The organism is Pseudozobellia sp. WGM2, assembly GCF_017810075.1.
GTDB lineage: Bacteria > Bacteroidota > Bacteroidia > Flavobacteriales > Flavobacteriaceae > JADNYK01.
Window position 1 is genome coordinate 1 of record NZ_JADNYK010000013.1, and the last position, 9,699, is coordinate 9,699.

Sequence of the window (9,699 nt, forward strand, 5' to 3'; positions counted from 1 at the left end):
CAAAAGCATAAAGCCCTTGCTGCGCGGGATAACAAATTGATCGCTCAACCTGTTTCCTGAAATTTCAAGGAAAAAACTTGTTTTTTGACACAGTACCTAAGCGTAGTGCGGAGGCAGGGAAACTTTTTCGTTTCCGTCTGCTGACGTAGCTAAAGCTTATTGTTTTGCTTTTTCTTTTTTTTGTTCCAGAGCTAAATCCATAAGATTTAGCGACTTTATAAATATACACAGACCTTTCGGTTTTGCGCTAAAGTCCGCATTACGTTTAGGCATTGTTGTAAAACGTTTTTATTCCGATTCGTGTTTTATATGATTTAAAACTCTTTCGTGTATTCGATGAACTATGAAGTCAGACCAACCTTTCCAATATATTTCAGGATAAATATCCACTTTGTACCAGGTCGTTCCTTCCAGTTCTGTTTTACTTTCAGATATTTTGGTCAATTTGAATTGACCCTTGTAAGATTTAAAATATCCATCCAAATGTGGAGGATGCACATCCCAAAAAGGATTTAATTCGTTCATTGGAGTTGGCTGCTCCTTAACATCGAATTGCAATAAATTTGGCTCGTCCCATGTTGTTATTGGCTCAATAAAACTACCTGTGGTGAAATTACAATACCGTACTGCTCCAACACCCTTTCCAACGATTGTGGCGTCAGTTGGGTAAGCTATACCAGTTTTGAAAATCCAGTCAGTAGGTTCGCTGATTTTGTCAAATGTGACTACGTTATTCCATACTGCTTCAATAGGTGCGTTTACAATTATTTTGGTTCGAACGGGTATTAGGTCCTTCGGCTTGTTGAAGTAGTCGAAACTGGTGAACCCAAATGATAGTAAAACCAATATGATAGTTGTGTTTTTTGGATTCATGAAATTTGAACCAGAGCTTTTATATCCGATATAGGAACCCAACCATACTGCAAGAGCAAGAAGAGGACTTGCCATTAGTAGGCAAATAATACCTTCAATTGCAAAAACTAAGAGAGCAAGACAAGCAAGACCTAAAGCAGCAAAGCTTAATCTATAAGCCATGCTTTTAGTTATTGTAATTTTCTTTCCAGAAATATATGGTGGTAAAAACCCAATTATGAAAGGAATAAAAAGAAAAACACTCCAACCATAATCTCCAAGGTAGTTGATTGAAACAAAGCCTAGAATTTGAATTAGGACAAGAGTTATTAATATGGAAATTAGGTGAGTTTTATTCAATTTTAAATGTTTTACAACGCAGGGCTATGTGAAGTCGTGCATTTGGATTTTTGTTTGTCGTAACGACAAGGTACGTAAAAAAGAAAAATACAAGGGAGCACACCAGATTGCATATAGCGTCCTGATATGTCGAGTAGTTGAGCCGTTGCGGCGGTTCTGGCAAATAGTTCACTTGTTCTACGGCCCATGCGCGGCGTTATCACGAATTCATTATTGAAAATAGAAACTACATGAGTAAATCCATAAAATTTGGTGGACTCAACAAATAGGGCATTGTTGGCGTACGTTTTAATTTACTATTCTGCTGAATACCGTTTCCCGTCTTTATAAACTATTTTTACACTTCTTAAATTTTCAATATCTTCTATTGGATTTTTGGTTAAAATAACTAAATCAGCTTGCTTGCCAATTAAAATTGAACCATGAGTTTTATCAATTCCGATTACCATGGCATTATTCAAAGTTGCTGCTCTGATGGCGTCAATTTCAGTAAGACCAGATTCAACAAGAAACCGAATCTCATCTTGAACCCACTTTATTGCCTGCGTAAAATCGGTTCCGGCTGAAATGGTAACCCCATTAATATAGGCAGCATTGGTTATTTTATTAACCCATTTATTCATAGCGGGAATGTTCATTTTAGCCCTTGCTTGTGTCATATTACTCTTTGGGTTCATTTTTTGCTCGTTCTTTTCAGCATCCTTCTTTTCAGTTTTAACTCTTTTCCAAGCTGAAATTGTTGGTTCGAATATGGTTCCATTGGATTTCATTGATTGGAGTAGATCAACATAAACATTAGATAAGGCGTTAGCATTTTCAAAATCTTGAAGTGGTATAAAATTAAGTATCGCATCATTAAATGAATTAGGGACTGTTTCAGCCTCTTCCGTTATCATTCCAACACCATGTGATATAGCATCCACATTTGCCCTTACTGCGTCACTTGGTTTACTTGGAAAAGTAGCTGAGTGGCTCCAAACTTTCAATCCTTGATTATGAGCTTCTTCAGAAATCTTTTTAAGTAAATCGGGTGAAATTGAAGCATAGGCCTTAATTCCAGTTACTCCGATTTCCCTTGCTTCGGAAATTACCTCCGTCAGGTTAGTATCATCCTTTACAACCCTCATCCATGGAGCTTCTCCTGGGTTAATTCCCTTGTTTGCAAACTTTGTACGAGGGTCTTCTAAAAATTCCGGACCAAAGAACGTCGCGGAATAATATATATTGGGAGATAGCATTGTTCCGTTGGCTATATTTTTATTAAGCTTTTGATATATTCTGGCGTCACCACCCATATCCCTTAAAGAGGTAACCCCAGAAAATAAAAGTTTTTTTAAATCAGCATTTCTATTTTGATTGGCAAAAAGATGAACATGCCCATCGATTAGACCTGGAATAATATAATGGCCCGTCATATCAATAATTTCAACATTCGTTGGAATTTGCTGTGAATTGCTCGGGAAAACAGATTTTATTTTGTCATTATTAATAATGATTGTCATATTCTCTAATGACTTGGATTTTTCCACATCGATCAATGTAATATTGGTAAATGCAGTTGATTTGGAATCATTTGTCTGGGCTTCGCAGTTTGGTATAACAATAATGAAAAAAAACAGGAAGCAAATATTTTTAAAACTTTTCATTTGTATGTCTTTAGGATATTAGTGTAAGCCAATGTCGCGCTATTTGAAGTCTGGCGGATCTTATGGAAATATAGTAAAATAACCATAAAGATGCTATGGTAATCTGGCTTCCGCTCGATGCCATGGCATGTTTCGTAACGAGTCCGCGCGAGCGAACGTGCTGTCAGTGATTTTGCGGTATTGGGAATAAAATCTGTCGACCAGATTGCATATAGCGTCCTGATATGTCGAGTAGTTGAGCCGTGGCGACGGTTCTGGCAAATAGTCCACTTATCCTACAGCCCTTGCAATCTAACATGGCCCTGCGATGATGCACGTTTCCCAAAGGGCGGGAACGGCGGAGACGTGAAGCGATTTGGGTTCACCTTTAGGTGAATTGTGCATCATCGGTTTGAATATGGGGCGTTTGGAATTTTGAAACACCTTCCTATCAAACCGCTATATTTTTTTTAAATGTAAACATTCCCAAAATTAGCACTATCCGCCAAATGGCCTATATTTTTTGTTGTGCAACGTAATTCATTATATCGTGCTGAAACTTCATTAATAACACTTTACCAAACTTTTACAACAATTGGTTTATCGTATGATTGCTCAAAAGGACCAGCAATAGGGTTGTCTGTATTTCTTTTAACACCTTTAAAGTCCATGTCAATTTTCAATGGGGAACCATCGAAATTCATAAAATGTGCGTTAGACAAAACTGTTTTTCCAAGTAGCGCCGTTGTAACCAAATTATTTTTTTGCTCACTTACATCAACTGGCAGTTTGAAATTCAAAATTAATTCATCGTTTTCTTCGGTCATTTTTAGTTTAAAAAACTCTTCTTCGTCCTGAATTTCAAGCGGTCCTTCTTCACTCTCTAGTGGTTTAGCATTAAATACATAAACATTACCATCTGCCGTACAAGGCGTTTCAGTATTGTTATATTCGCTAAGTCCATTGCTAGTAATCATATTATTATAAAAACGAGTATCACCTCCTTTGATAGGCCTTATACCTACTATTTCTGTTGAGTGCTCCTTATGATATGGAGTCCATCTACCATCGGGTCTGTAATCAATCTTACCATAAAATAAATTATGTGCATACGTACCACCTTCTGAGCGGTCTTTTAAACTATATCTCGTAAGCAAAATGTTGTTATCAACCACAAAGGGTCCATGGTTTACTTCAATATATAAATCCTGTCTTCCATTTTCGTAAAGAATATTTGAAGTTACACGAGTACCTTGCGTCATCCAATCCAACCATATTCCTCTTGATGTATGATGAATACGATTTCCTTTGATGAGCATATCAATGGGAGCATGAAATTTTATACCTGCCATTTCGTAACCTGTGAAAGGCTTGTCAAGATTGATGTTGTAAATATGATTTCCAATGATTTGACTGAATATTCCGCCAAGGCTACCACAAATACCAGCTGCGCCACAATTGTAAATTGTATTATTTCGGACGATATGTGAACCTATAGTATCTTTTGACCATCCGTTTTTCAGTGCACGTTTAATTGTTCCAACATATCCTCCTGCAGAATTCCCTGAAGTATTATCCGTAGTATCTCCATATTTACCTAGCGTTAATCCAACACATTTTGAGTCGCTAATTATGTTATTTTCTATGATCCAACCTTTACTCCAATGTGTGCCAATAAGTGCTTTTTGCTCTGCCGTTGGTGGCGCCCACTGAGAAGCTGCATGTCTCATAGTAAAACCAGAAACAGTAATGTAGTTTCTATTGGGTTTATCAGGATAAAAACAGGCTTTTCTAACATTGATTTCAGTTAATTCCTTTTTGGGATTTAACGCTCCAAAATTTGCCCAAATATGAGTTTCATTTTCATCTACTTCACAATACCAGCTTAATTTTCTAGTATTCATTTTTTCTTTAGCAACTTCCTCGTATAAAGCGGTTCCATTTATATACACCTCACCTGTATGATGCACTCTACCTTGGGGTTTAAACCAGTCTCCAGCTATTGAATCTTTATATGGATTATAACTTTCAAAGAATGTATTAGGAATTACAGCTTTCCAAATCCCTTTTTCTACTTTTTTCCAATTTGATATTACCTCAGAACCTTTAATTTCAACTTTTTCTCCCTGAGCAGCACGATATACAATTCTGTTATCATCACTTGAACCACCTCGGAGAGGATTAATCCATTCACGATAAGTGCCTTTATGTACAGTAATTGTATCACCTGGCATTGCTATTTTGGCTGCCGCTGAAATTGTTTGAAACGGTTGCTTCAATGAACCTATATTAGAGTCATTCCCTTTAACAGATACATGATATTCAACTGCATATAATACATAAGGAAACAATAAAAGAAATAGTATTTTTATGATCTTACCTTTTGATATGAGCGGATTATTATAGGTTATCATTTTTTTTATAGATTTTTCTCTCATCTGCTTGTTTTATGTGCACAACGCCGCGCTATGTGAAGTCTGGCGAATCTTATGGAAATATAGTAAAATCACCATAAAGATGCTATGGTAATCTGGCTTCCGCTCAATGCCATGGCATGTTTCGCAGCGAGTCCGCGCGAGCGGACGTGCCGTTGGTGATTTTGCGGTATTGGGAATAAAATCTGTCGACCAGATTGCATATAGCGTCCTGATATGTCGAGTAGTTGAGCCATAGCGGCGGTTCTGGCAAACCGTCCGTAAATTTAAAATGGGATTATGAAGAGAGATTAACTAGAACGTTGTGTGATCAAGTTGGCTTACTTTTCGGTCAATTCTCCTAAAATTTTTGCAATATTTTTATTTGCGCATTAGATTGCTCTCATGGTATAAAGATATTCTATGAAATATTTCCCTTTATTTTTGACAATCATATTAATAATCGTTTCGTGCTCAACAGATTCCGATGAGGATATTAAGGACCTTACACCTCCAATTTTAACTATTGAAATTGCTGGCACTCCCTATGCAAAGGAAGAAGTTATATATGTAGGCAAACAAATGGAAATTAATATAGATGCCAAGGATGCTGGAGGGATTCAAATGATTGAAGCATTTGTTGATGAGCGTTCGGTAGCAAAAGACAATGAACCACCATTTCAATTGAATATCGATTTTTCTAATTATTCATCAAAGTTATCTTCAAAAGGTCTAAATGAGCACATCTTAAGAGTTGATGCAACCGATAATTCAGGAAACATTTCTTCAGAAGAATTGACCATAAATATTGACAATGATGCTCCTGTCATAACTAACGTTTCTTTAGATGAAAATGCAGTAGTAGCGGGTGAAGAACAAACCGTAACATTCGAAGTTGTGGACAATGAAGAAATTGCATTGGTCAATATTCTATTAAATGAAGAATTGATCTATGAAATTTCAGATAATAATTATGAAATAACCTTGGATACTTTACAACTTAAAACTGGAAGTAATGTTTTAAAGATTGAAGCAATCGATATCGTAGAAAATAGCAGTTCTTATTTGGTGAACTTTTTTATGGACGATATTGGCCCCACAATTAGCTTTAACAATCTCGCGGCGAACCAAATCATAGACGAACCCATATTGGTCGACTTATCAATAGATGATGAATATTCGGATGTCGCGTCCATATCTTACTTAATAGGAGACGAAATCTTTAAGGAGACTACAGATAAAGTCGAGTTTGATTTTGAATTCAGGCCCATCGATTTCAATACGGGGAAAACCAAGGTTACAATCGTAGCAGAAGACACCTTGGGCAACAAAAGTATAGCAGAAATGCCGATAGAGATTATGCGAAGGTTGCATAAGTTGAATTTCCCTCAAGGATTCTACCAACACGATTATGACAGGTTTTATGTTTTTGCCTCTGATATGAAGGGTAAATTGTTGGCCGTTGAGAGGGTATTACCGGAAACAGAAACACTCTATTTACGTACCTATGAAGATATTGATCCGTCTACTGAATTTATGATAACATTTGGATCATACGATACGAATCAATTGGGCAGTAGTTCAAATTTTTTTTCCGTAACAAATTTTACGGGCTTGGATGAAATCAATCTTCGAGTTCCAATTCGCATTTATCATAAAGATGGGGTTACAGTACCTGCCGGTGGCTTCGATTCGTATGACCTGTACAATTCCGCCGGAGGTAAAATGGGGGGTGGCCAACTCCAAAATACTAACACCGAAATTAGTTTCAATAGAAACTTTGATATTTCAAAAGGGGTCACTACCGATAAGATATATGTTGGTTTGCATAATCTTACACTAGATACTTATTCGTACGCCGTATTTGATTGGAATTTGAATGGCATCAACGAAGTTAATGCCGACATGTTCACCCAAGAGGGGTTCGTTACCAAAACGTTCCGATCAGACTATATTAGAGGGTACGATACTCATGTCTCTCTAATTTGCCTAGGGTTTTTAGATGACAATCAATACCAAAATTGGTTATGGAACGCTCATGGAAATTCAATAACCTTATTTAACGATGAATACAGATTTGTATACAACGATACATTTTACAAGCAAAAATACAGTCTTACTATGGGTAATTATCATGTTTTGGGAACAGGTGTAGTTGAGGACAATTACCCATCATTAAACTGGGCCATTGATTATTCATATGAGAACAATGTTGTAAATGTTAATCCATCAAATGGCAATCATATAGTTGGTAGAATTATGCTTTCTAATCTTAGTGATGAAGGCTATGACATTGATGGTAAAAAGGTAAACTATCACTGGGTAATTTCCTTCGATAGTCAAAACCAAAACGAAATAATTTTGCCAGAAATCCCCGATGAATTAAAGACATGGGATTTCTATTCCTTTTATGAGCAAGGCAAGCTCGACTTTCTTCAGGTAGAGCTAAAAAGATATGAAGGAATATTGAATTATCAAGAATACCTGGAAAAAGTAGTTAAAGACAATACACCTGAGTACTTGGTTTCACCAAAAATCGAATCATTCTCTAAAGGTTACTATGATTTCCATCAATATTATCTTGACCAACAATCACCTATTTTTTAGTGCTTAGTAACATAAGTTCGACTTCAGAGATGTGAATTTTTCCTGACCCCGAAACCACAATGGTCTTTCCTTCAAAATCTTCGTCAATAGTTTTTAACATACTTTGGGCAAAATAGACGGTGCCATAACCCATAGCTTTAGGTCTTATTTTGAATTGGAGCCAACCTTTACCGGTAATAACCCCTGTGATTCATTTCTGATTTTCTTGTCCTATAGCCTTCCCTAAATTGTTGACGGTGCAATAAAAAGCCCCTTAAAGAGGCTTATAATGATTTGTTTTGTTGCCGGTCAGGGGTTGTGCAACAGTTACCGTTATTAGAGGCAGTTTTTATTACTATTCTAATTCCTTTAGTTTAGCTTGAGCTTCTTGATTACCGTCTATTTCAACTGCTTTTTTATAGTATTTGATTGCTTCTGATTTGTTTTTTTGAGATAAAAAAAAATTCCCCAAGGCAACAAAACTTTTTGACTCATTAGGATAGAAATCAGCATTCAGTTCTAAATATGCTAAAGCTTTTTTAGGAAGATTATGTCCATCTAACATAAAGAACCCAACTTGATTTAGTAATTCCCATTCAGGTTTTACTTCACGTTTCATTTGAATACTCAATTTTTTATAGTGGGTTTTAAAAGGCTCTGTTAATTCTTTGGCAGAATATTCTTTTGGTGTGTTAAAACGCCACATTTCTGGGAATGGAAACCAAGAGAAAATAGACCGCAATCCATTATACTGGGCTGGAACAACAATGCTTCCGTGGTCTTCATTCTCAAAGTATTCCCATTTAAAATTAATCTCTTTATTATTTTTCACTAATAGGTCGTGAAACTTTAAATTGGCTCTAATCTGTTCAGTAGGAACTGTTTTGTCTCTTCTAACTTTAACCGTGTCCATTGCTTTGCCAATACTATTAGCCACCGCTATATATAATGATTTTTCTTTTCGATTTCCTTTATTTAGTTGTTCTTGAGTTTCTTTAACCAGATTTTCTTTGTCCCACCAAAGACTTGGGTCAATTGCCAAATAATTATCAAAAGAATTTTCGTGATATAAGTATGAATAAAGTACAAAAAGACCTCCTGTAGAATGACCAATAATGGTATTGTTGTTTTCGGTTGGATATTTATTGTTGATATACGGTTTTAATTCTTGATTTATGAATTTTAAAAAATTACTGGCACCTCCAGAAGTTTCCGATTCGTGTCCGCGTTGAAAAGGAACGTTAGTATTCGTGAAATCTCTTGTTCTATCTGTATTAGTGATACCAACTATTATGGATTGAGGAATTTTAAAAGGCGTTAGTTGCTTTTGCATTCCTGTAATAACATAAAATTGTTGAGATGCGTCCAATACATAAATAACTGGATATTTTTTAGTGCTATTAAAGTCTTCAGGTGTATGTATCCAAATTTCTCTTTGCTCTTTTAGTATTTTGGAATATAAGCTATCAACTTTCCCAACTACTATTTGCTTTTCGCTATTTTGATTAAATTGTGCTATTCCTTTGAAACATAGGAACAAGGTAATTATGGTTATTACAATTTTAGACTTTCTCATTTGTTTGGTAAGGTTTTAGTTTGTAATTATTTCTTTTGGATAATTGACAACATCAAAAATAATTTCAGACTTGTCCTTTTTACCTATCGTGTTTTTTTAAATTGCCTCTAACGCAGGGCTATGTGAAGTCGTGCGTTTGGATTTTTGTTTGTCGTACCGAAAGGTACGTAAAAGGAAAAATATAAGGGAGCACACCAGATTGCATATAGCTGTTGATATGTACAGTTTTCCTCGATGGCGCCTGAAGGTGATAAAAATATGATGGTCCCTTATCCTACGGCCCTTG

At 36.0% G+C, this 9,699-nt stretch carries 6 protein-coding genes and 1 pseudogene; 1 reads left to right on the top strand and 6 read right to left on the bottom strand.

The genetic code is table 11. The annotated features are described in order from the left end of the window. Nucleotides 1-288 precede the first annotated feature (288 nt). The 4 genes from IV512_RS19375 to IV512_RS19390 form a co-directional block, all read right to left on the bottom strand. Nucleotides 289-1,035, bottom strand: a complete 747-nt coding sequence (locus IV512_RS19375; protein WP_209406364.1) for a hypothetical protein — start codon at nt 1,033-1,035, stop codon at nt 289-291. A gap of 473 nt (nt 1,036-1,508) precedes the next feature. Beyond that, the gene (locus IV512_RS19380; protein ID WP_209406366.1) at nt 1,509-2,858 is read right to left on the bottom strand and encodes an amidohydrolase family protein; all 1,350 of its coding nucleotides are present in this window, start codon (nt 2,856-2,858) and stop codon (nt 1,509-1,511) included. Between the two features lie 554 nt (nt 2,859-3,412). After that, entirely contained in the window at nt 3,413-5,275 is a 1,863-nt protein-coding gene (locus IV512_RS19385; RefSeq protein WP_209406367.1) for a right-handed parallel beta-helix repeat-containing protein, read from the bottom strand. A gap of 68 nt (nt 5,276-5,343) precedes the next feature. Further along, complete coding sequence (locus tag IV512_RS19390; protein WP_209406369.1) at nt 5,344-5,508, bottom strand: hypothetical protein; 165 nt, start codon at nt 5,506-5,508, stop codon at nt 5,344-5,346. Nucleotides 5,509-5,674: 166 nt separating this feature from the next. On the opposite strand from IV512_RS19390, the gene IV512_RS19395 reads away from it, so the two are divergent. Next, entirely contained in the window at nt 5,675-7,858 is a 2,184-nt protein-coding gene (locus tag IV512_RS19395; protein WP_209406371.1) for an Ig-like domain-containing protein, read from the top strand. A gap of 34 nt (nt 7,859-7,892) precedes the next feature. Here the strand turns inward: IV512_RS19395 and IV512_RS19400 are convergent. Beyond that, nucleotides 7,893-8,065, bottom strand: a pseudogene (locus tag IV512_RS19400) (glutamate dehydrogenase); the annotation flags it as partial. A 127-nt stretch (nt 8,066-8,192) separates the two neighbouring features. Continuing rightward, nucleotides 8,193-9,413: an alpha/beta hydrolase-fold protein gene (locus IV512_RS19405; protein ID WP_209406373.1), complete on the bottom strand. Its 1,221-nt coding sequence runs from the start codon at nt 9,411-9,413 to the stop codon at nt 8,193-8,195. Between the last annotated feature and the right edge of the window lie 286 nt (nt 9,414-9,699).